We start from the raw sequence: 20,113 nt of genomic DNA on the forward strand, positions 1-20,113 counted from the left end.
CAACCCATCTTCGCCTGCCACGCAACGTCCGCAGCGAACGCGCCTGCCCTCGCCCAAGTAGCCGGTTCCGGCCACCACCACCGGTTGACACCGCCAAGTGTGAGTGGTTAATTACTCCTCAACGAAAGAGTGAGTGGTCCATCACTCACTACCGAGAGGACGCGTCATGATCGCCGTCAAGTTGGTGGCCGCCGCACTCGCCACCGCGGTGCTCGCCCCCATGCCCGCCGCGACCGCGGCCGCGGCGTCAGCCCCGGCCTCCGCCCTGAGCCCGAAGCCGGCGCCGATTGCCTGGCAGCCCTGCGCCGAGCCGGACTTCAAGGGCATGGACTGCGGCACCATCCGCGTCCCCGTCGACTGGTCCCGCCCCCGGACGGGCGAGATCTCCCTGTCGCTGATCCGGCGCAAGGCCGACGAGCCTGCGCGGCGGATCGGCAGCCTGCTGCTCAACAACGGCGCCGGCGGGTCAAGCATCGAGCAGCTGCGGTACGCGATCCGGTTCGGGTTCGTCTCGCAGTTGCCCGTGGGCAAGCGGTTCGACCTGGTCGCGGTGGATCCGCGCGGCGTCGGCCACAGCACCCCGACGACCTGCGCGAACCGCCCGGAGCGCGCCCCCGGCGTGACCTACTTCCCGCCGACGAACAGCAGTACCGCGCGCTGGTGGCGAACAACCGCGCGCTGGCCGCGGCCTGCGAGAACCAGCAGCTGCTGGCCAACGTGGACCTCGCCAGCACCGCCCGCGACATGGAAGCGGTGCGCATCGGGCTCGGCGAGAAACAGCTCAACTGGTACGGCATCCACTACAGCACCCTGCTCGGCAAGACCTACGCCCAGCTCTTCCCCGGCCGGCTGCGCACCCTGTTCGCCGACAGCGTGCTGGACGACGGCCAGTCCCCGGTCGCCCGCCTGGCCGCCGAGATCAGCACCGCCGAGCAGTCGTTCAACCGATTCGCCGACTGGTGCCGCACCGACTCCCAGTGCGTGCTGTCCGGACAGGATGTCGCGGGGCTGTTCGACCGGCTCGTCGCCGACGCCGACCGGCGGCCGATTCCCACCAAGGACCCCCGGCGATCGCTGACCGGCGAGGACATCCGCTCGGCCATGCAGGACTTCCTCAACATCAAGTTCCCGCAGTGGCCGGAGACCGCCAAGGCGATCAAGCAGGCCGTCGACGGTGACGGGACCGCCTTCACCGTGGTGCAGGACAAGACCCTCAACCGGGTCCAGGCACTGACCCGCGCCTGCCTGGACACCGCGCCCGCCGCCACCGGCTATGCCGAACTCGCCCAGCTGGCGCGGATGGCCAAACAGCTCTCGCCGCACCTCGGCGGCGCCGTGCAGGGCTGGAGCCACCTGGCAGGCTGCCAGGGCTGGCCGGTGCGGACCAAGCAGCCGGTGACCGCGCCGTTGCGCGACCTGCCGCCCGCCCTGATCGTCCAGTCCACCCACCAGTCCTCGGCCGCCTACCAGTGGGGCTTCGGCCTCTCGGCGCGACTGCCCGGCAGCGTCGTGCTCTCCCGCGAGGGCGAGGACTACTCGATGATCCTGTTCTCCGACTGCGTCCGCGAGGCCATGGACACCTACCTCACCGAACGGCGACTGCCCGCGCCCGGCGCCCTCTGCGCCAACTGAATTTCCTTACCAGCAAAGGACATCAGGCATGAACGCCGACCGTGAAACGCACATCGTCTTCGGCACCGGCCCCGCCGGGCTGACCCTGATCGACGAACTGCTCACCCGGGGCCACCACGTCCGCGCGGTCAACCGGAGCGGCTCCGCCCCGGTCCCGCCCGGGGTCGAACTGCTCGCCGCCGACGTCACCGACCTCGACGCCATGCGCTCGATCTGCGCCGGCGCCACGACCATCTACCACTGCGCGCACGCCCCCTACGAACTCTGGGCCGACCTGCTTTTCCGCTTCCAGGCCGGTTTCCTGGCCGGCGCGGCCAGCAGCGGCGCCCGTCTCGTGGTCACCGACACGCTCTATATGTACGGCCCCACCGGCGGCGCCCCGATGACTGAGCAAACCCCGCACCGCGCCACCTCGCGCAAGGGCAAGCTCCGCGCCGAGATCGCCGAGGGCTACCTGGCCGCCCACGCCAACGGCGAGGCCACGGTGACCATCGCCCGCGCCGCCGACTTCTACGGCCCCCGCGTCCTCAACTCCGCACTCGGCGGCGCCACCTTCATCCCCGCCCTGAAGGGAGAACCGGTCATCGCCTTCGGTGACCTCGACCAGCCGCACGCCTACAGCTACATCGGCGACGTCGCCGCCGCACTGGCCACCCTCGGCGAACACCCCGACGCACCGGGCCGCGCCTGGCACGTCCCCACCACATCCACCCACACCACCCGCGAGGTGCACCACCTCATCGGCGAACGCCTCGGCCACCGGCTCACGCTGGAAATCCTGTCCGCACCAACAGATCAGGCCTGGGGCCCCTTCGACGCCACCCTCATGCGCGAGTACGCCGAGCTGTTCTACCAATACCTGGAACCGCAGATCGTGGACTGCCAGGCCATCGCCGACACCTTCGGCCTGCACCCAACCCCGATCGAGAAAGCCCTGGACACCACCCTTTCCTGGTACCGCAGGCTCCTCGCCTGATGCGCGGTAGCGTGGCCGCGCTCCCGCAGCCGCCCTGGAGGTCGACGATGCACTCGTTCCGCACACCCGAAGGCGTCACGCTCGGGGTCGAGCACTTCGGCGACGCGGCCGCGCCACTGGTGCTGCTCGCGGGTGGCACGACCATGCTGTCCTGGCCCGACGCGCTCTGCGAGTCGCTCGCCCGCGGCGGACGTCATGTGGTGCGCTACGACCTGCGCGACTCCGGCGCGTCGACCACCCTCGACCCCGAGGCGCCGGCCTACACGCTGCGCGACCTCGCCGCCGACGCGGCCGCGCTCGCCCGTGGGCTCGACGACCGGCCCGCGCACCTGGCGGGCATCGGCGTCGGCGGGATGGTCGCCCAGGTCGCCGCGCTCGACCACCCGGACGCGTTCTCGGCGCTGACCCTCGCCGGGACGCGCTCGCTCGCACCGGGCCCGGTCGACGAGGACCTGCCCGACCACGACAAGGCGGTGATGCGGCGACGGTTCGCGCTCCCGATGCCCGACTGGTCCGACCGGGCGGCGGTGGCCGGGTTCGCCGCCGCCGGAGCCGAGATCCTCGGCGACGATCCCGGCGCGGCACGGGCCAGGGCCGAGCGGATCTTCGACCGCACGCCGGGCACGGAGCCCGCGGTCCAGCTGGCCAACCAGCTCGGCATGGTCTTTTCCAGGCTCGACTGCACGCCACGCTGGCGCGAGCGCCTGCCGGAACTCGCCTTGCCGACGCTCGTGGTGCACGGTCGCCGCGACCCGTTCTTCCCGGTGGGCAACGGCGAGGCGCTCGCCCGCGAGATCCCCGGTGCGCGGCTGCTGGTGCTCGACCAGGCCGCGATCGCGATCCCCGACACGGCCGCCGACGAGGTCGCCGCGGCGATGCTCGCCCTCTAGTCAGTGACAACCCACCCGCGGCCGCCCAGTTGGCCAAAGTCGTACGCCCGGTTGGCCAAAGTCGTACGCCGGGTTGGGCAAAGTCGTACGCCGGGTCAGTTTGATTCGATGATGCGCAGGGTGGCCGCGAGGTGGCGGCGGGTGAGTTCGGCGGCGGCCTCGAGGTCGCCGGCCCGCAGCAGGGTGAGCAGCTCGGCGTGTTCGGCGTTGCTGTCCGCGCGCTGGCTCGGTTCACGCAGGGACAGCGCGACGAACGGGGTGGCGCTGTCCCGCAGGCCTGCCACGATCCCGGCCAGCCTGCTGCCGTCGGCGGGGGAGAGCAGCGTGGCGTGGAACTTCCGGTTCAGCTCGGCCCAGCGGGACAGGTCGGTCTCCTCGGCCATCCGCCGCCGCAGCTCCTCCGCCCGGACCAGCAGGTCGGCGCCGATCCCGCCCGCGGCCTGCCGCAGCAGCATCGGCTCCAGCAGGATCCGCAGCTCGTAGATCTCGCGGACCTCGGCCAGGGACAGCTCCCGCACGAACGCGCCGCGATGCGGATCGAGCAGAACGAGCCCCTCGCGGGCCAGATCCTGCAACGCCTCGCGCACCGGCGTGGTGGACAGCTCCAGCCGGGCGGCCAGTTCGGTCTGGATGAGCTTGGCCCCCGGCGCGAGCCTGCCGTCCAGGATGTCCGCCCGCAGTTGCTGCCGGGCGAATTCGTAGTTGGTGCGGGGGCGGGTGGTCATCGCGGGGAATCTAGCCGAGGTCGCCGCGCAGGCGGAACTCGCGCTCGATCTCCGCCCGGCTCGCACCGGTGGCCAGCAGGATGTGCAGCAGCACCCTGGCCTTGCGCGGGCACAGCCAGCCCGCCATCGTCGCGCCCATCGCGAGCAGGCTCGACTCCGAACCGGGAAAGCCATAGGTGGCACGGAAGGTGGTGCCGGCGCCGGTACGGGAGGCGATCACGACCGGGATCTCCGGCAGTACCCGCTCGATCACCTCGGCGCACCCGCTGGAGACGTGCCCGACCCCGCCCGCGGCCACCACCACACCCCGCGCGCCCGCCTCGACCAGGGCGGCCAGCATCGCCCCGTCCTCGGCGAGCCCGGCCTCCAGCACCGGAACCCGCCCGGCGAAGTCCGCCTCCAGTACCGGCAGCGCCGGTGGGCGGGCCGCGGCCGGGTGGAAGTAGTGCACCGCGCCCTCAGCGAGCAGCCCGAGTGGACCCGCGGGCGCGGAGGAGAACGCCTCCAGGTGGCTGGCGTGGGCCTTGCGCACCCAGCGCGCCTGATGCACATCGTCGTTGAAGGCGACCAGCGCGCCCCGCCCCCGGCCACGCGGATCCGCGGCCACGGTCAGCGCGCCCAGCAGGTTCGCCGGGCCGTCCGAGCTGGCCTGGCCCGGGTCCCGCATCGCGCCGGTGACCACCACCGGCGCCTCGCGCGGCCAGGTCGCCTCGAAGAAGTAGGCCGTCTCCTCCAGCGTGTCGGTGCCCTGCACGATCACCAGTCCGGCCGCGCCGTCCTCGACCTGTCGCAGTCCCCAGGCCCGGCAGCGCAGCAGCGTCGGGAAGTCCAGCGAGGCGCCGGGCAGGCCGGCGAGGGTCTCGGCACGCACCTCCATCGGCAGGTCCGCGCCGAGCCCGCCGAGCAGGTCCGCCGCGCTGAGCCGGGGGACCACCCCGCCACCCGCGGCGGGCCGGGCCATCGCGATGGTCCCGCCGAGCGCGGCGACCGCGACGACGGGACGATCGCGCTGAGGGTTGCTTTGCATACTGTGCACTTTATAAAGTCTGCGCACGCCGAGGCAAGGAGCTGGCATGCGCACTCCCCGATACCGCTATGTGGTCTTCGGCCTGCTGGTCGTGGTCGCGCTGGTCAACTACATCGACCGGGGCGCCCTGTCCTACGCGGCGGGTCCGGTGATCGCCGAGTTCGGCTTCTCCACCGGGGAGTGGGGCCAGATCCTCGGTTTCTTCGGCTACGGCTACATGTTCGGCGCCCTGATCGGCGGCTGGGCGGCCGACCGGCTGGGCGCCCGCCGGGTGTGGCTGTGGGCGGGGGCGGCGTGGTCGGCGCTGGAGGTGGCCTCGGCCTTCGCCGGGGAGATCGGCATCGGCCTGTTCGGCGGGTCGGCGCTGGCCGGGTTCGCCGTGGTGCGGGTGCTCTTCGGCTTCGCCGAGGGCCCGGCCTACTCCACCATCAACCGCACCATGGCCGACTGGGCGGCGCCACGGGAACGCGGGTTCGCGGTCTCCGTCGGCCTGCTCAGCACCCCGCTGGGTGCGCTGCTGACCGCGCCGGTCTCGGTCGGCCTGCTCACCCTCACCGGCAACTGGCGGGTCACCTTCATCGTGCTCGGCGTGGCGGGCTTCGCGCTGTTGCTGGTGTTCTACCGCCTGTTCCGGGACAAGCCCGAGCAGCATCCCCTGGTGAGTCCGGCGGAACTGGCGCACATCCGCGCCGAGTCCGGCCCGGAGGCGCCTGCCGGGCAGCCGATCCCGGTCCGCGCGTTCTTCACCAGCCGGACCCTGTTGCTCAACGCGGTGGGCTACTTCGCCTTCATGTTCGTCAACTTCACCATCCAGACCTGGGTGCCGAAGTACCTCCAGGACCAGTTCCAGTTCTCCCTCGGCTCGCTCTGGTACCTCGGCATGATCCCGTGGATCGGCGCCTGCGTGACCATCCTGCTCGGCGGCCGCATCACCGACGCGCTGCGCAGGCGCACCGGGAACCTGCGCATCGCCCGCAACCTGTTCGCGGTACTGGCCATGGCGGCGACCTCGGTGTGCTTCCTGCTCATCCCACTGATGCCGGACGCGACCAGCGTGCTCGCCCTGATGGCGCTGGGCAACGCGCTGAACTCGTTGCCCAACGCGGTGTTCTGGGCCGTCATCATCGACACCGCACCCGCCCGCGCGGGCACCTTCGGCGGCTTCACCCACTTCATCGCCAACATCGCCGCGGTCGCCGCACCCACCCTGGCCGGCTACCTGGCCGCGACCTACGGCTACGGCTCGATCTTCGTCGCCGCCGGGGCAGCCACCGCGGTCGGCATGTGCGCGATGGCCTTCCTGCGCCCAGGCCGGCTCGGCCGAGCCGGACAGCGGGACGACGCGACCAGAGCGCCTGCCACGACCTGACCCGAACACAACAGCTCGCGTGGTGTTGTCGTTGCGCCACAACGGCAACACCACGCGAGCGAGCACCCGTCGACGGAATCCGCCCCACCATGGCTCCACTGTGGACGGTCCAAAACAAACAACCCCACCAGCCGAAGCCGATGGGGTCGATCTCTGTGGTGCGCCGCCAGGGACTTGAACCCCGAACCCGCTGTTCAGCGATCCACACTTGCCGTCGCTTGTGGACAGTGCCTGAAAGCCATCGTGAGCTGCTGAGATGCCCGCCAAGACTTCGAAGATTCCGGCTGTTGATCACGGTCTTTTGTCGTCATTTGTGCGGGGTAAGTGCGGGGAATGATCTTGTCCTTGCCTGCACCTGCTGATCAACATCCCCGCCGTTTCGAGGGCAAGCCTGTGGGCTGGTCGTAGCCGCTAGGCGGAGAGCTGTCCATGGGCGCGGCAGCCGAGCGCCCCAACCACCCGGTCAACCAGGCACCCGGCGCTCGTACTCCCTCGCCACTCTCGGCACCCGGTTCTTCCCCTCCCCCAAGGAGGGGGGCTCGCGTCCTCCCGTCGACCTGGCTAGCCCCAACCACGCGGGTCAAGGGGGCTCCTGCCCACCTCGATGGGCGCCAGGCTGGAATCGCCCCCTTGATGCGTGTGGTTGCCCTCGGGGAGGTCGACGGGAGGACGCGAACCCCGGACCACCCACCTCGCCGCGGCTTCGGCGGCTCCCCGTCCTCCTGGAGACCTGCCCGTCCGGCGAGGACATCTCGTGTTCTGCGGTTCCTGTGGGGCTGCGCGGGGTCGTTCCCGTGGGTGCGGCGGCCGGCACTCCGCTACCTCGGCGGAGCGCCCGCGGGCCGCAGGTCCGCTTGGGCGCTCCGCACTACTGCGCGGAGTGCCGGCCGCCGTGCCCTCGGGTGACAGCACGGCCCCGCGCGGCCCCGCAGGGGCCGCCTTGAACAAGAGAAGAAACTTTGAACACCTGCTCGGCCGGGACGGTCAGGCAGGGTCCTTGATGACGCGCTTGTCGTAGCCAGCGGCCACCAAGCGCTCGTACGCGGCCCAGACCTCGGTGGGCATCTCCTGGGGCAGAGCCACACCCTGTTCGCCGTGCAGCACGATGCGCTGCGTGTCGGCGGTGATGGTGTTGATCACCTTGGCGTCGTCGCCCATGCTGCGGAGGTAGTCGACCAACTCGACCTGCTGCGCCGAACACAGCACGTCGACCTCGGGCCACATCTTGCGGCAGAGCGCGTACGCCCGGCGTTGCTGGTACGGGCGACAGACGACCATCACGGACGCCACCTCGACCCCGCGAGACTCCAGCAAAGCTCGGGACAGCTCGAAGTTCTCCCCGGTGTACCGGGCCTTGGGCTCCACCAGGATCGCCTCGTCGGGCACGCCGAGTTCGATGGCGCGTTCCCGGTAGTGCACGGCCTCGCCGCGCGGGAAGCGGTCGACCGTAGTGGGAGCGTTGGCCCCGGTGAACACGATCAGCGGGAGGTAGCCAGCGTGGTACAGCTCGGCCGCGTGGTCGGCGACGCCGAGATCATGGCTCCCCAGGCCGATTCCGACGTCACAGCGGCGAGGCTGGTCGTCGATCCGGTTGTAGTCCCACAGGATCCGGACGTCTTCAAGGATGTCCTGGGGCAGTGCGTCGGGCACGGCGGTGCTCTCCTAGTCAGGGATGGGGAAGTTGTACGTCCACGCGAAGCGGCTTGCGGCGTGGACACCGCGGGCGAACTCGATGGGCACGCCGTCCTTGGTCACGGTGCGCCGCTTGAGCACCACGACGGGCTCTCCGGCGGGCAGATTCAGCGTCTCAGCCTCGTCCGGGGTCGGCATGCGGGCGCTCACGGTCTCGGTGATCGCATCGGGCTCGAACCCCTGCATGGTCAGCACGGCGAAGCCTCCGCCTCGACCCGCCGGACCGGGCGTGGGGTCAACGAGCGGCGTGCCGTCGACGTGTTCGGGGCGGTAGTAGCTCGTCAGGGTGTGCGTCGGGTTGCCGCCGTCTTTGACCAGCCGGACACGCTCGTACACGTCGCTGCCGGGCTCGATCCCCAGTGCCTCGGCGATCTCCTCGTCAGCCGTGGTCTTCCGGACCGTGTTGGTCTGGTCTCCGGCCTTCCACTCCCGGCCGGACGCCTCACGGTCGGCGGCGAAGGCCACCAAGCCGAACTTCCACTTGCTCTTGGCGTAACGCTCGGCCCCCAGCCGCTTCATGACGGGGCGCTCGCGCACGACGGTGCCCTTGCGGCGGACCGGCGTCACGAGGCCCTCGGCCTCAAGCACGGCAACAGCCTTCCGCACGGTGTTGATGTTCACCCCGTGAGCTGCGGCTAGCTCCTCCTGTTTGGGCAGGGTGGCCCCCGGCAGGTAGTCGCCTCGGTTGATCGCCGCCCGCAGGATGTCGGCGAGTTCCCGGTAGCCAGTACTCACGAAGCCTCCCTTGATCGAAATAAGCCTATCTCTACTGCCTCTGACCAGCGAAAACAGGTAATAGAGATAGCTCTATTGACACGAAGCAGCCTAGCCTGTTCAATAGAGATAGTTCTAACGAGCAGCTAGGAGCACACGATGCGCAACCTCCCGGTCAACCTCTCCGGCTACCGCTTCATGATCACTGAGTCCATCGCCGTCAAGATGGTCACCGACGACAAGACTGGCCAGACCAAGCCCGCCCTTAACTTCGACGGCACCACCCAGTTCAGCGTGGCCCTGTTCGCCAAGCAGCGCACCGCCCCGGGCGAACGCCCCGCCAAGGGCGAAGAGATCAGGGTCACCCTGACTGCCGACCCCGGCGAGTTCGAGGAAGGCCAGTACGTCGAGCTGATCAACCCGGTGGTCAGCTCCTGGTCCCGTGACGGCAAGGGCGGCATGAGCATGAAGGCCGAGGGCCTCAAGCCCGCCGCGCCTGTCCGCGCGGCCGCCTGAGCTACCCCTTCTTCGCCCTGCCCGGTGAGGCCGGTCGCCCGTTCGAGTCGGGCCAAGGGCACAGCGATTCGTGTTCGCCCAGTGGATTGGTCTGCTGTCCGTTCGAGTCGGACTTGAACACGCAATCTCGTTCTTTGTGAACTCCATAGTGAGTCGAGCCATGCCCAAATCCGGTGCCATTGAGAGCACTGGAATCCAGGTGACCCCCGGTTCAACAAAGCAAACTTTTCGCAGAGAACAGGAGGAGGCATGCACGAAGGATATTCGACAGAGCGCGATCATGAGGCGGATCTTCACCGGGATGTCGCAGTGTCTTTCGCACTCGGCTACCTCAGAGGCACTGTGCGTCTCATGGTGACCGAGTGGCAGGAATCGACCACGGAGGGGCGAAACTCCTACTTCGGCAGGCACTTGACGACCCTGTCGGAGATCGTAGAACTCCCACTCGATCAGCTTATCGAGTGGTCCAACCGGAAACAGGCTGAACGGATCGAGAAGCCATGAGCGAACTCGACCTGTTCGGCAACCCCGTACAGGAGAACCCGGCACCGGCGCAGACCCGTCCCGGGCGTCCGGTCCTCAACGACATGGACGCGGTCACGGCGGTCCTGGAACGAGCATCCAGCGACCGCCGCTACCTCCTGGTCGGGCTGGCCGAGCGGGTCTACCGCCTCGCTGACCCAACCGACAAGGAGCGCGTCCAGCCGGTCACGCACTGGGAAGCCGACACGGTTCACCAGCTGCTGAAGTCCCGGCACCTCACCATCGGGGGCGGCAGACACGAGGTGGTCTCCGGTGCGATGCGCACCACGGCTACCGCGGTCTTGGTCCCCCGTGCCACCCGCAACCAGTTGATCCACTGGAAGACGCTGGCCCGCCCTGACGGGTGGACCTCCAGCAAGTACCCGGCTTAGCCGGGAGAAAGGCACATCGTGCAGATCACGGTCATCAACGAACACGCCCGCCAGAAGTACGGCGAATACGTCGGCGCACTCGATTTCGCATTCGGAATGCTGACGGAACTGAAGAAGCTCATCGACAAGATGGACGAGCAGAAAACCCCCGCCGGTGCCTGGCAGATCACCCCGCCGGAAGAGCTGAAGAAGCAGTACCTGCGGGTTCTCGACCAGTTGTCCGCCCTGCGGAACAAGAGCATGAAGTACGAGAGCGAACTTATCTCCCGGAATTGGAGGGTCTGACCCATGTCGCGTCAGCTTGACCGTGTCTTCGCCGACCTGGACAAGGCCATGGCGGGGCTGCGCACCGCCGTCAAGGGCATCCCCGTCCGACGGGAGAAGCTCAAGCCGCTTCACGACGAGTTCGCCCGCGGCGTCGCCGCACTGCTCACTGACGTCTCCTACTCCCGCTCCCAGCTGCCCGACAGCTGAGCACCCACCACCGATCCGGCGGCATGGCTGACAACACCAGCAGCCATGCCGCCGCCGTCGTTGTCAGCCGTACCCGCCGGACACGACACCGAAAGGCACACCGTCATGTCCGAGCGCTCGGGCGTCAACCTCGCCCTCGCCCTGCTCTTCGCCGCGCTGACCGCCTCGCTGTTCCACCCGATCCTCGGCCTGCTGGCCGTGCTCGTGCTGGTCGTCCAGCTGTTCCGCTCCCTCACCCGCTCCGCCCGGCCCTGGAAGGGGTGAACCACCGTGTCCAAGAAGACCGACAACACCAAACGCACCCAGGGCGCTGAGTTCCGCGCCCTGGTCTGGGCCGCCCGGCACCCCGGCCTCTCCGCAGTGCCCCTGAGCATCTCGGCCAGCCTCTACCAGTTCGGCGGCTCGGCCACCCTCACCACAGCGGGCTACCTCCTCGGCGGCACCGCGGCCGTGGTCGGGGGCTGGTCCCGGGCACACCCGGGCACCTTCGACGCCTTCGCCGCTCCGGTGCTGCGCGCGGCCCGCCGCCGCTGGGTCGGCCCCTACCTTGGGCGCCGGTGGCGGGACCTGATGGACGCCGCTGATCTGGTGGTGGAGCACCGTCGCACCGGGGCGGTCCACTACCCGCGCATCCTGCGGGTGGCCGCGGCTTCCCCGCACCTGGACGTGGTGGAGGTCAAGCTGCCGCGTGGGCTGGCCTACAGCAAGGTCCGGGACGCCGCTGAAGTGCTGGCGGACTCCCTGCGGGTGCACCGCGTGGCCACAGACCGCACCAAGCCCGGCCGGGTTGCGCTGATCATCCAGCGTGGGGAGCCCTTCACCCACGTCATTCCGGCTCCGGACATGCCTGCCACTGCCGCCGAGGTCGACCTCAAGGCGGTCTACGTGGGCGAGGATGAGTACGGCAACGACTGGCACCGCCGTCTTGACGGCACGCACACCTTTGTGGCCGGTGCTACCGGGGCGGGCAAGAACAGCTTCGTCACCGCCACGCTGCGCTCCATCGCCCCGCTGATCCGGGACGGCCTGGTGCGCCTGTGGGTCTGTGACCCCAAGCAGCTGGAGTTCGCGTGGTTGCGTGCGCTGGTCGGCCCCGGCCGCTACGGCGACGACCCGGAGTCCTGTCTGGAGGTCATCAAGGGCTTCGCCGAGGACATGGCCAAGGCACAGAAACGCATGCAGCGGAACAAGACCCGCTCCGTGCCGATCAGCCCGGAGTTCCCGCTCAACTGGCTGATCGTGGACGAGATCGGGATGCTGCTGGCCTACAACCCCTTGTGCGCCAGGGAGATCGTGGGCTACCTCGGTCAGGTCACCTCGACCGGCCGGGCCACCCACCACTCGGTGGATGCCTTCGTGCAGGAACCGGCCAAGGACATCGTGCCCATCCGGGACCTGTTCCCCACCCGGCTGTGCCTGCGGGTGGCCTCGGCCACCCACCCCGACATGACCCTCGGCGAGGGCTGCCGGGCTCAGGGCGCGATCGCCGATGAGATCCCCGACCTGCCGGAAACCGCAGGGATCGGCTTCCTCAAGCAGCAGCGCTCGCGCCGGATCGTGCGAGTGCGCTGTGCCTACACCGATGACGCCGAACTGGACGAACTCGTCGAGTTCATCCGCGGCGGGACCAAGCTGCGGGCGGTGTCCTGATGGCCACCTGCGCCCACTGCGCCGCCGAGTCCTCCGCGGTGATCTGCCCGGCCTGCGGAGCGCGCGACCGCTTCTGAACCTGCGTCCCGCCTGACCCGGCACCCCATGCCGGCGCTTTTCCGCCCCCGCTTACCGACCTCGATGCGAGGAGGCTTTGCCATGCCCGCCAATGGGTTCAACCAGACCCGGAGCTTGGACCGGATGCTACGTCAGCTCCGGTCCTTGCTCCGCTCCCACCGACTGCCCCGACCGGACCGCCTGGTCCTGTCCACGGTGTCCCGCTCGGTCACCATGCAGTTCATCACCGGCACCGGCCCGGACCGGCTGGCCGCGGTCCTGCTGTGGGCGCACCTGCTCCAGGGCGTCACCCTGGCCTGGGGCCACACGAACCCGGGCCAACTGACCGTGGCGCTGACCGGCCGCACCAGCTCCGGACTGTCGATCTCCGCCGGTGCCGAAGTCGAGCTGACCGAACTCGCCGGGCACCTGCACGCCGACCGCCCCGACCTGCCGACCGCGCACCTGGCCAACGGGCTGTACCTGCCGCTGGGCGTGGTCGAGCCGGTCTCCTACGAGGAACTGGCCGCGGTCATCCACGCCGCCCGGACCACCGTTCCGCTGCCTCGGGTGGAGGTGGCGGCGTGAACAACCCGCAGATCGACCACCCCGGCTACCACGGGTACCGGGCGCTGCTGCGAGTCCTGTTCGGACCTGCCCAGCACCGTCCGGACTGGCAGCAGCACGCGGCCTGCGCCGGTCAGGACACCGCCGCGTTCTTCACTGCGGAGCAGGCCGACACCGCCCGCCGGGTCTGCGCCGGTTGCCCGGTGCTCACCGAATGCCGCGTCGACCAGCTCACCTGGGAGAGCCGGGTCAGCCAGTTCCGCGCCTACCCGGCCGGAATGGTCGGCGGGCTCAGCGCCCAGCAGCGCCGCGCCCTTCACCGAGCCAACGCAACTGCCAAGGAGGTGGCCTGATGAACCCCGACCAGATCGCTGAGGCTGCCCGCCTGGCGGTGGGGGTGCAGCTCTGGACACCTGTCCCGGTGCGCTGGAGCTGCCACTGCAACTGGCAGTGCTGGCACGGACACCGCTGCGAGGGCTGCGATATTGGACGGTTTCAGCACTTCTCCCGCAGCCCGCTACCGCTGTGCGCTGGAGACTTCACCCTCTGGGAGGAGCACTACCGCTGTCTCAACCCCAACTGCTACCCCGACAAGACCTACCGTCGCGTCGACATCGCTGAGCGGCCGTGGGGCTATACCGCTCTGGATGGCAGGCCCCAGATGTTCCGCGGCCTGTGGTGTCCCGGCGTCCCGCGCAGACAACCCCGGTGGGGGTCGTGATGGCCACCCGGACCGGCGCCCAGGCCGAGACAGCCGTGGCCATGCAGCGGTGGGAACCGACCGCAGCCCGATGGGAATGCTCCTGCACCGGCCGGTGCCTGCACGGGGAGACCTGCCGGGACTGCCGTGTCGGCAGGCTGGTGCACATCGCCCGCGCGCCCAACGGCCCGCTGAATGAGTTCCTGTGGCAGGAACATCACCGCTGCGACAGCCCGTACTGCGACTCGGGCACGTGGTTCTACACCGCCGAGTACCGCGACCAGCCCTGGGGACACCGCCCCAACGGCACCGACCTCGTGCCTCTGCCCGGGGTGCACTACCCCGGCTTCGCCCGCCAGCTGGCCAACCGGCTCCGCCAGGAAGCCGAGATCAACGCTGGAACCTACGACTACGGCGAGGAGTTCCACCCCGACGGCTACACCCTCTGACCCCGCTCGATCCCTTCTCCCGCAAAGGAAACCGTCATGCGCACACTGCTTGTCATGCCCCTGTCGGCCAAGACCCTCAAGGGCCTGGCCCTGACCGCCCTCGTGGTCCTGGGCGCGATCGCGGCCACCTACTTCGTCTTCGGCCTGGCCACCGCGGTCGTCATGGCCCTGCTGATCGTCTACGTCATCCACGCCGTGATCAAGGCCGCCCGGTCCTAGCCAGACAGTCCACAACGGATGAGAACAGGAGGTGATCACCTTGTCCACCAACGACAACACCACCAACGGCACCGGTGGCCAGACCGAACCCCAGCGCGCCGACACACGGCGGGTCCGCAAGCTGCGCGACCAGCTCACCGAGTCCGGCCAGCTGCACGCACTCACCGCCGATCCGCACCTCAACGCCGTGAAGATCGAGCGCCTGCGGGTCTCGGTGACCCGGTGCATGTGGCTGTTCCTGGCTGTCGGGCTGGGGTTCACCACCACCGGCGTGCACGCCTTCCTCGCCGGACACCTCACCATGGCCGATCCGCTGTGGTGGGGTGCCTGGCTGGCCGAACCCGCCCTCGCCGGAATCCTGATCACCCTGCTGCGCTGGGAATCAGAGATGCTCTCCCGCGGCGTGGAGGTCGCCGACAAGCCCGTCCGGCACCTCAAACGCCTGCTGCTGGGGGCCACGCTGGTCATGAACGTCTGGTCGGCGGTCTTTCCCGCCAAGGGCACGGTGACCGGCGGGAACCTCCTGCTGCACGTGGTCATCCCGGTGGTGGTCTACCTCGTGGCCGAGGTCATGCCCGTCATCCAGCGCACCTGTGCCGCGGCCAAGGACCGCGCTACCACGGCGGCTCTCGCCGCTGAACGCACCGGCACGGACATGCCTGCCGAACCCGCTCCGGGACCGGCACCCACTCCAGCCCGACCGGCCCCGTCAGCACCGCGCACCGCTTCCGCTCTGCGGCTGCCAGCCGAGATGGCCGCCAGCCTGGACCGGCTGCACACCCAGGCCCGCCAACAGGGCCGTCCACTCACCCCGGCCGACGTTCAAACCGCGCTGCGCGTCCCCGCGGACTTCGCCGCCCGGCTGGCCGCCGAGTACCACCCGCCCACCACCAACGGGCACCCCGTCACCACCTGAACCACCCGCAGGGCTCGACATCCAGCCGTCGCGCCCTGCCCACCCGCCGGACGCCGCATGGCTGGATGTCGAGCCCCTTCGACTGAGTTGAAGGGAGTACACGCCATGCAACTCGCCCCCACCCTGGAAGACCGGCTGGCCGCCCGCGTGCAGGCCACGGACTGGACGTCCTGGCGCAGCAAGGTCACCGCCACCGGCGGCTGCGCCCACCCGATCCACCTCGCCGGACGCTGGAACGTCACCCACAACACCACCGGCGCGACCCTGGCCGAACGCGCCGGGCACATCCTCGTCCCCTGCGGCACCCGCCGCGCCGCGCTGTGCCAGCCCTGCGCCGACCGCTACGCCGCCGACGCCTTCCACCTCGTCCGCGCCGGACTCGCCGGAGACACCGACAAGGGCATCCCGGCCAGCGTCACCGACCGCGCCCGGGTCTTCGCCACCCTCACCGCCCCCGGATTCGGCACCGTCCACACCGGCCGCAAAGCCCGCTCCGGCAAGACCATCCCGTGTGCCTGCGGCGGCTACCACCACCCCGAACACCCCAGCGTCGGCACCGCCGTGGACCCCGAGGGCTACGACTACGACGGCGCGGTGCTGTGGAACAACCACGCCGGGCAGCTCTGGCACCGCTTCGTCACCACCGTGCGCCGCAAGCTGGCCTACGCCGGCGGTTTTCCCGCCGCGCACTTCGCCCGGCACGCCCGCCTGTCCTACGCCAAGGTCGCCGAGTACCAGCGGCGCGGGCTGCTGCACTTCCACGCCGTACTCCGCGTCGACGGCCCCGACGGCGCGAACGACCCGGCCCCGGCCTGGGCCACCCCCGAAGTCCTCACCGACGCCGTACACGCCGCCGCGGCTGCTTCGCGTCTGGAGATCCCGCGTCCCTGCGGCGCGGTCCTCACCCTGGCATGGGGCTCCCAGGTGGACACCCGCACCATCCGCGCCACCTCGGCCGGAGAGTTCGAGGACGGCGACGGCCACATCAGCGAAGCCCGCCTATCGGGCTACATCGCCAAGTACGCCACCAAATCCACCGGCGCCCGCGAAACCGTGGACCGGCCAATCCACTCCGAACTCGCGATCACCCACCTGACCGGCATCTCACCGCACCACCGGCGAATGATCGCCACCGCCTGGGAGCTGGGCGGGCACCCCTTCTACGACGGGCTCAACCTGCGCCGCTGGGCGCACATGCTCGGCTTCCGCGGCCACTTCCTCACCAAGTCCCGCCGCTACTCCACCACGTTCAAGGACATCCGCGGCGCACAGCGCGCCTACCGCGCGACCGAAGCACTCGCCCAGCTCGGCGTCACCGAGGACGAGGTCACGGTGATCAATCACTGGGACTTCCTCGCCGTGGGCCACCGCACCGACGCAGAACGCGAACTCGCCGCAGGCATCGCCGAACGGATCAAGACCACCCGACAGACGCACAGGAAGGAGCAGGGCCATGGGCAAACTGTGGAGCGTTGAGGACCTCTCCGAGTTCCTGGGCATCCCGGTCAACACCCTCTACCAGTGGCGGACCAAGAAGTACGGGCCGCCCGGCCGCCGGGTCGGCAAGCATGTGAAGTACGACCCGGATGAGGTCCGCGCCTGGTTCCTCAACCAGCCACAGGCGGTGGCGTAGTGGCACGCCCGCGTCTCGCCCTGGGGACCTACGGGAAGATCAAGGTCTACGAATCTTCACCCGGCACGTTTCGGGCGAGGTGCCGCTACCGCGACTTCAACGGCGAGGTCTACGAGGTCGAGCGGTACGCCTCGACTGGGCCACGGGCGGAGAGGCGGCTCAAGGAAGCCATCCGGGACTGGGTCGCGCCAGTCGCGGAAGGGCAGATCAACGCGCAGACCAAGTTCGCGGTCGTTGCCGCCCAGTGGCTCAAGGACTTCGAGCGTGAGGCCGAGCAGGGACACCGGTCCTGGGGGTCGGTGGACACTTACCGCAGCCGCTTGGAAGGGATCGTGCTACCTGCTGTCCAGGCTCTGAGCATGTTCGAGGTCACAACCCCTGTCTGCGACACCCTCTGCCGCAAGGTGCGTGACGCGTCCAGCGCGAGTTCCGCCAAGACGGTCCGGGCGATCTTGTCCGGGGTGTGCCAACTGGCGGTTCGCCACGGTGCCCTGGATGCCAATCCAGTGCGCGAGATCAGCCGCTTGGAGAGCAAGAAGGCCCGTAACCGGCCTACCGCGTCCCGTGCACTTACCGGTGCCGAGGTGCTCGACCTGCTCGGCAAACTGGACGTGGATGAGCAAGCCATCGCTGACGACCTGCCGGACTTGGTGCGGTTCTTCCTGGCCACGGGTGAGCGCACCGGGGAAGCGCTGGGGGCGCACTGGCCGGACTTCGATGAGAAGGCCAAGGTCATCCAGATGTCCGGCAACGTCATCCGGGGGCGCGGCCGAGGGAAGATCATCAACCGGGGCAAGACCGAGAACGCGGAACGTCCGATCCCCTTGCCAGACTGGGGTACCGCGATGCTGGTTGAGCGGAGGGTGACCGTGTTCAACCTGGCAGGCCCGATCTTCCCGAGCACGACCGGCACCATCCGTGAGGCCAGCAATGTCCGCAACCGGGCGTGGAAGCCCTTCATCAAGCGCGCGGGCTACGAGTGGGTGACGTTCAGGACCTTCCGCAAGACTGTGGCGACGCTGCTCGACGAGGCAGGGCTGACAGCTCGCGAGATCGCTGACATCCTGGGGCACTCCCGGCCGTCGATGACGCAGGATGTGTACATGGGCCGCCGTTCCGCGAGTCGCGCGGGTGCTGACGCACTCCAAACCAGACTGTCCACTTCGGACGGAAGGTCGGCGGGATAAACGCGGGGTAAGTGCGGGGTTTGATGTTGAAAGCAAAACCCCCAGGCCGATGACCTGGGGGATTGGTGCGCCGCCAGGGACTTGAACCCCGAACCCGCTGATTAAGAGTCAGCTGCTCTGCCAATTGAGCTAGCGGCGCCAGTCTTTCCGTGTCTTCCGGGGGCTCCCCGTCCGACGTGGAGAACATTAGCACAGGGATTTCGCAGACTAGAAATCGGCTGGTCATGACGTTGGGGCTACTCCGTTCAGGGGATCTTGGGGTGATCATGGAAAGTGGGCAACCCGGTGCGGTGCCCTGGCGTCCTTTGGGGTAGAAGAGAGTGATCCGTCCGATCTGGACTCCTCGTCCGAGGTCTACGGTTTCTCCACGCACGGTGCGCCCATGTAGGACACTGTGTTCCGCCTCTGAATGACTTCGAACGGACGGATCGACCATGGTGGTGTTCGGTAGCCCCGCGGTTCGCCGCACGCCTCGCGCGCTGCTCGTGGCGACGCTGGGCCTGGCAGCCGTGCTGGTTGCTGGTTGCACGGGCAGCGCGCCCGCGGAGACGCAGCCGAAGCAGGCCGCCGACACCTCGACAGCCGCGCCCAAGCCGCCGATCAACCTGGCGCTCACGCCCGCGGACGCGGCGGCCAACGTCGCTCCCGGTGAGCCGGTGACGGTGGTGGCGAGCAACGGCACGCTCGGCGAGATCGCGCTGGCCAACGCCGAGGGCAAGCAGGTCCCCGGTGAGTTCACCCCGGACAAGACCAAGTGGACCTCGACCGAGGCGCTCGGTTACGACAAGAAGTACACGCTCTCCGCCGCGGGCAAGGGCGCCGACGGCAAGGACGCCACCGCGAAGTCGGCGTTCAGCACGGTGAAGCCGGGCAAGCAGATCGCCATCAACGTGTTCAACCCCAAGAACGGGGAGACCGTCGGCGTCGGCATGCCGCTGCAGTTCGGCTTCTCCAGCGCGCCGCCGGACAAGAAGGCCGCCGAGCGGGCGATCCAGGTCACCACCGAGCCCAAGACCGAGGGCGCCTTCTACTGGTTCTCCGACAAGGAGGTCCGCTGGCGCCCCGAGCACTACTGGAAGCCCGGTACCAAGATCAACGTGAACGCCGCCATTTACGGCAAGAGCCTGGGCGGCAACACCTTCGGCATGGAGGACCGCAAGGCCGCGGTCACCGTGGGCGATGAGTTCGTGGCCGAGGCCGACGGCAAGTCGCACCAGATGATCATCAAGGTCAACGGCCAGGTGGTGAAGGAAATGCCCATCTCCATGGGCCGCCCCGCCTTCCCCTCCAACAACGGCACCCACGTCGTGACCGAACGCCACGCCAGCAAGCTGATGGACTCCACCACCTACGGCCTCTCCCTCGACCAGGGCGGCTACAAAACCCCGGTCAAGTGGGCCACCCGCATCAGCAACGGCGGCATCTTCATCCACGGCGCCCCCTGGTCAGTCCGGGACCAAGGCCGCCGCAACGTAAGCCACGGCTGCCTCAACGCCTCCCTCGACAACGCCAAGTGGTTCTACGACAACGCCAAAAAGGGCGACATCGTCGTAGTGACCAACACCGGAGGCCCCACCCTCCAGCCCTGGGACGGCTTCGGCGACTGGCAAATCCCCTGGGTCGAATGGCTCAAGGGCGGCAAGAAGTAACCAGAGACACAGCAGAAGGGCCCCGCGCCAGGCGGTTTCAAGGGGTCGTTGCAACACCGCTGTGGTTTAGGCGGTGAGTAGATCACGCAGACGCTCGGCTGGGGTGGCCCAGCCGAGCGTTTTGCGTGGACGGCCGTTGAGTTCCTGAGCGACGTGC

The 20,113-nt window shown here is 69.1% G+C and carries 24 protein-coding genes and 1 tRNA gene; 19 read left to right on the forward strand and 6 right to left on the reverse strand.

The genetic code is table 11. The features are described 5' to 3' along the window. Positions 1 to 141 precede the first annotated feature (141 nt). Positions 142 to 579 (reverse strand): hypothetical protein, encoded by a 438-nt coding sequence (locus ACTOWY_RS42545; protein WP_441315265.1) that lies wholly within the window; start codon positions 577 to 579, stop codon positions 142 to 144. A gap of 81 nt (positions 580 to 660) precedes the next feature. Between ACTOWY_RS42545 and ACTOWY_RS42550 the strand changes: the two genes are divergently transcribed. From ACTOWY_RS42550 to ACTOWY_RS42560, 3 genes are read left to right on the forward strand one after another with little or no spacing between them, the layout of a single operon-like run. Further along, a complete protein-coding gene (locus ACTOWY_RS42550) occupies positions 661 to 1,632 on the forward strand; it encodes an alpha/beta hydrolase (RefSeq protein ID WP_441315266.1) in 972 nt (323 codons plus the stop codon). 28 nt (positions 1,633 to 1,660) lie between these two features. Next, on the forward strand, positions 1,661 to 2,608 hold the full coding sequence (locus ACTOWY_RS42555; RefSeq protein WP_441315267.1) for an NAD-dependent epimerase/dehydratase family protein: 948 nt from the start codon (positions 1,661 to 1,663) through the stop codon (positions 2,606 to 2,608). Between the two features lie 47 nt (positions 2,609 to 2,655). Further along, positions 2,656 to 3,498 carry an alpha/beta fold hydrolase gene (locus tag ACTOWY_RS42560; protein WP_441315268.1) on the forward strand — a complete coding sequence of 281 codons (843 nt, stop codon included), beginning with the start codon at positions 2,656 to 2,658 and terminating at the stop codon, positions 3,496 to 3,498. A gap of 95 nt (positions 3,499 to 3,593) precedes the next feature. Here the strand turns inward: ACTOWY_RS42560 and ACTOWY_RS42565 are convergent, their stop codons facing one another. Both ACTOWY_RS42565 and ACTOWY_RS42570 read right to left on the reverse strand, forming a co-directional pair. Beyond that, positions 3,594 to 4,223 carry a GntR family transcriptional regulator gene (locus ACTOWY_RS42565; RefSeq protein ID WP_441315269.1) on the reverse strand — a complete coding sequence of 210 codons (630 nt, stop codon included), beginning with the start codon at positions 4,221 to 4,223 and terminating at the stop codon, positions 3,594 to 3,596. A gap of 10 nt (positions 4,224 to 4,233) precedes the next feature. Then, the gene (locus ACTOWY_RS42570; RefSeq protein WP_441315270.1) at positions 4,234 to 5,250 is read right to left on the reverse strand and encodes an asparaginase; all 1,017 of its coding nucleotides are present in this window, start codon (positions 5,248 to 5,250) and stop codon (positions 4,234 to 4,236) included. A 46-nt stretch (positions 5,251 to 5,296) separates the two neighbouring features. Between ACTOWY_RS42570 and ACTOWY_RS42575 the strand changes: the two genes are divergently transcribed. Then, positions 5,297 to 6,619, forward strand: a complete 1,323-nt coding sequence (locus tag ACTOWY_RS42575; protein ID WP_441315271.1) for an MFS transporter — start codon at positions 5,297 to 5,299, stop codon at positions 6,617 to 6,619. A gap of 984 nt (positions 6,620 to 7,603) precedes the next feature. Here ACTOWY_RS42575 and ACTOWY_RS42580 read toward each other — a convergent pair. Further along, positions 7,604 to 8,269, reverse strand: coding sequence for a YdcF family protein (locus ACTOWY_RS42580; RefSeq protein WP_441315272.1), 666 nt, complete (start codon positions 8,267 to 8,269; stop codon positions 7,604 to 7,606). A gap of 12 nt (positions 8,270 to 8,281) precedes the next feature. Beyond that, positions 8,282 to 9,046 carry a GntR family transcriptional regulator gene (locus ACTOWY_RS42585; protein WP_441315273.1) on the reverse strand — a complete coding sequence of 255 codons (765 nt, stop codon included), beginning with the start codon at positions 9,044 to 9,046 and terminating at the stop codon, positions 8,282 to 8,284. A 138-nt stretch (positions 9,047 to 9,184) separates the two neighbouring features. Here ACTOWY_RS42585 and ACTOWY_RS42590 point away from each other — a divergent pair, with 138 nt between their 5' ends. The 14 genes from ACTOWY_RS42590 (at position 9,185) to ACTOWY_RS42655 (ending at position 18,307) form a co-directional block, all read left to right on the forward strand. Beyond that, positions 9,185 to 9,541 carry a hypothetical protein gene (locus tag ACTOWY_RS42590; protein ID WP_441315274.1) on the forward strand — a complete coding sequence of 119 codons (357 nt, stop codon included), beginning with the start codon at positions 9,185 to 9,187 and terminating at the stop codon, positions 9,539 to 9,541. Between the two features lie 500 nt (positions 9,542 to 10,041). Then, complete coding sequence (locus tag ACTOWY_RS42595; protein WP_441315275.1) at positions 10,042 to 10,455, forward strand: hypothetical protein; 414 nt, start codon at positions 10,042 to 10,044, stop codon at positions 10,453 to 10,455. Between the two features lie 18 nt (positions 10,456 to 10,473). Beyond that, positions 10,474 to 10,740, forward strand: a complete 267-nt coding sequence (locus ACTOWY_RS42600; protein ID WP_441315276.1) for a hypothetical protein — start codon at positions 10,474 to 10,476, stop codon at positions 10,738 to 10,740. A gap of 3 nt (positions 10,741 to 10,743) precedes the next feature. Then, positions 10,744 to 10,929, forward strand: coding sequence for a hypothetical protein (locus ACTOWY_RS42605; RefSeq protein WP_441315277.1), 186 nt, complete (start codon positions 10,744 to 10,746; stop codon positions 10,927 to 10,929). Positions 10,930 to 11,034: 105 nt separating this feature from the next. After that, on the forward strand, positions 11,035 to 11,193 hold the full coding sequence (locus ACTOWY_RS42610; protein WP_441315278.1) for a hypothetical protein: 159 nt from the start codon (positions 11,035 to 11,037) through the stop codon (positions 11,191 to 11,193). Positions 11,194 to 11,199: 6 nt separating this feature from the next. Beyond that, complete coding sequence (locus ACTOWY_RS42615) at positions 11,200 to 12,579, forward strand: FtsK/SpoIIIE domain-containing protein (RefSeq protein ID WP_441315279.1); 1,380 nt, start codon at positions 11,200 to 11,202, stop codon at positions 12,577 to 12,579. 159 nt (positions 12,580 to 12,738) lie between these two features. Continuing rightward, positions 12,739 to 13,224, forward strand: a complete 486-nt coding sequence (locus tag ACTOWY_RS42620) for a hypothetical protein (protein ID WP_441315280.1) — start codon at positions 12,739 to 12,741, stop codon at positions 13,222 to 13,224. After that, positions 13,221 to 13,556 carry a WhiB family transcriptional regulator gene (locus ACTOWY_RS42625; protein WP_441315281.1) on the forward strand — a complete coding sequence of 112 codons (336 nt, stop codon included), beginning with the start codon at positions 13,221 to 13,223 and terminating at the stop codon, positions 13,554 to 13,556. Before ACTOWY_RS42620 ends, ACTOWY_RS42625 begins: the two co-directional genes overlap by 4 nt. A 367-nt stretch (positions 13,557 to 13,923) precedes the next feature. Beyond that, entirely contained in the window at positions 13,924 to 14,352 is a 429-nt protein-coding gene (locus ACTOWY_RS42630; protein WP_441315282.1) for a hypothetical protein, read from the forward strand. A gap of 36 nt (positions 14,353 to 14,388) precedes the next feature. After that, positions 14,389 to 14,571 (forward strand): hypothetical protein, encoded by a 183-nt coding sequence (locus tag ACTOWY_RS42635; protein ID WP_441315283.1) that lies wholly within the window; start codon positions 14,389 to 14,391, stop codon positions 14,569 to 14,571. Between the two features lie 40 nt (positions 14,572 to 14,611). Further along, positions 14,612 to 15,487 (forward strand): hypothetical protein, encoded by an 876-nt coding sequence (locus ACTOWY_RS42640; RefSeq protein ID WP_441315284.1) that lies wholly within the window; start codon positions 14,612 to 14,614, stop codon positions 15,485 to 15,487. Positions 15,488 to 15,592: 105 nt separating this feature from the next. Then, positions 15,593 to 16,963, forward strand: a complete 1,371-nt coding sequence (locus ACTOWY_RS42645; RefSeq protein ID WP_441315285.1) for a replication initiator — start codon at positions 15,593 to 15,595, stop codon at positions 16,961 to 16,963. Beyond that, a complete protein-coding gene (locus tag ACTOWY_RS42650) occupies positions 16,941 to 17,120 on the forward strand; it encodes a helix-turn-helix domain-containing protein (RefSeq protein ID WP_441315287.1) in 180 nt (59 codons plus the stop codon). Before ACTOWY_RS42645 ends, ACTOWY_RS42650 begins: the two co-directional genes overlap by 23 nt. Next, a complete protein-coding gene (locus ACTOWY_RS42655) occupies positions 17,120 to 18,307 on the forward strand; it encodes a tyrosine-type recombinase/integrase (RefSeq protein ID WP_441315288.1) in 1,188 nt (395 codons plus the stop codon). Before ACTOWY_RS42650 ends, ACTOWY_RS42655 begins: the two co-directional genes overlap by 1 nt. A 63-nt stretch (positions 18,308 to 18,370) precedes the next feature. Here the strand turns inward: ACTOWY_RS42655 and ACTOWY_RS42660 are convergent. Continuing rightward, positions 18,371 to 18,446 (reverse strand) — tRNA-Lys (locus ACTOWY_RS42660). A 295-nt stretch (positions 18,447 to 18,741) separates the two neighbouring features. Between ACTOWY_RS42660 and ACTOWY_RS42665 the strand changes: the two genes are divergently transcribed. Then, positions 18,742 to 19,956 (forward strand): Ig-like domain-containing protein, encoded by a 1,215-nt coding sequence (locus tag ACTOWY_RS42665; protein ID WP_441315289.1) that lies wholly within the window; start codon positions 18,742 to 18,744, stop codon positions 19,954 to 19,956. The last annotated feature ends 157 nt before the right edge of the window (positions 19,957 to 20,113 follow it).

This window comes from Crossiella sp. CA198 (assembly GCF_052078295.1).
Lineage (GTDB): Bacteria > Actinomycetota > Actinomycetes > Mycobacteriales > Pseudonocardiaceae > Crossiella.

Bases quoted from the DNA above. Each gene is read 5' to 3' on its own strand.
- ACTOWY_RS42555 (WP_441315267.1), top strand. From the start codon at position 1,661: ATGAACGCCGACCGTGAAACGCACATCGTCTTCGGCACCGGCCCCGCC.
- ACTOWY_RS42560 (WP_441315268.1), top strand. From the start codon at position 2,656: ATGCACTCGTTCCGCACACCCGAAGGCGTCACGCTCGGGGTCGAGCAC.
- ACTOWY_RS42565 (WP_441315269.1), bottom strand. From the start codon at position 4,223: ATGACCACCCGCCCCCGCACCAACTACGAATTCGCCCGGCAGCAACTG.
- ACTOWY_RS42570 (WP_441315270.1), bottom strand. From the start codon at position 5,250: ATGCAAAGCAACCCTCAGCGCGATCGTCCCGTCGTCGCGGTCGCCGCG.
- ACTOWY_RS42575 (WP_441315271.1), top strand. From the start codon at position 5,297: ATGCGCACTCCCCGATACCGCTATGTGGTCTTCGGCCTGCTGGTCGTG.
- ACTOWY_RS42590 (WP_441315274.1), top strand. From the start codon at position 9,185: ATGCGCAACCTCCCGGTCAACCTCTCCGGCTACCGCTTCATGATCACT.
- ACTOWY_RS42595 (WP_441315275.1), top strand. From the start codon at position 10,042: ATGAGCGAACTCGACCTGTTCGGCAACCCCGTACAGGAGAACCCGGCA.
- ACTOWY_RS42605 (WP_441315277.1), top strand. From the start codon at position 10,744: ATGTCGCGTCAGCTTGACCGTGTCTTCGCCGACCTGGACAAGGCCATG.
- ACTOWY_RS42610 (WP_441315278.1), top strand. From the start codon at position 11,035: ATGTCCGAGCGCTCGGGCGTCAACCTCGCCCTCGCCCTGCTCTTCGCC.
- ACTOWY_RS42620 (WP_441315280.1), top strand. From the start codon at position 12,739: ATGCCCGCCAATGGGTTCAACCAGACCCGGAGCTTGGACCGGATGCTA.
- ACTOWY_RS42630 (WP_441315282.1), top strand. From the start codon at position 13,924: ATGGCCACCCGGACCGGCGCCCAGGCCGAGACAGCCGTGGCCATGCAG.
- ACTOWY_RS42635 (WP_441315283.1), top strand. From the start codon at position 14,389: ATGCGCACACTGCTTGTCATGCCCCTGTCGGCCAAGACCCTCAAGGGC.
- ACTOWY_RS42645 (WP_441315285.1), top strand. From the start codon at position 15,593: ATGCAACTCGCCCCCACCCTGGAAGACCGGCTGGCCGCCCGCGTGCAG.
- ACTOWY_RS42650 (WP_441315287.1), top strand. From the start codon at position 16,941: ATGGGCAAACTGTGGAGCGTTGAGGACCTCTCCGAGTTCCTGGGCATC.
- ACTOWY_RS42665 (WP_441315289.1), top strand. From the start codon at position 18,742: ATGGTGGTGTTCGGTAGCCCCGCGGTTCGCCGCACGCCTCGCGCGCTG.